Raw genomic sequence first — 367 nt, 5'->3', positions numbered from 1 at the left:
CGGTGGAGTAACCTTTTAGGAGCTAGCCGTCGAAGGTGGGACAGATGATTGGGGTGAAGTCGTAACAAGGTAGCCGTATCGGAAGGTGCGGCTGGATCACCTCCTTTCTAAGGATAATACGGAAAAGAGATACTCGATATCTCTTAGGAATTGACATTGACATATTGTATTCAGTTTTGAGTGTTCATAGAACCTTACGGTTCAGTTCATTCAGATTGTACTTTGAAAACTAGATAAAGTAAGAAGAAAAAAGATTTTACCAAGCAAAACCGAGTGAGTTCATTTATTGAATTCTCAAAAAATCGCGCGTCTGTATTCATACAGACATCACATTATTAATAACAGATTAAGTTATTAAGGGCGCACG

General features: G+C 39.0%; 1 rRNA gene. It reads left to right on the top strand.

Annotated elements, in window-relative coordinates:
* Positions 1-107 (top strand): 16S ribosomal RNA (locus ERX27_RS11260); the annotation flags it as partial.
* Positions 108-367 lie beyond the last annotated feature (260 nt).

The sequence above is a fragment of the Macrococcus brunensis genome (assembly GCF_004359615.1).
In the GTDB taxonomy this organism is placed as follows: Bacteria; Bacillota; Bacilli; order Staphylococcales; family Staphylococcaceae; genus Macrococcus; species Macrococcus brunensis.
This window is presented reverse-complemented; position numbering and strand designations above follow the sequence as displayed.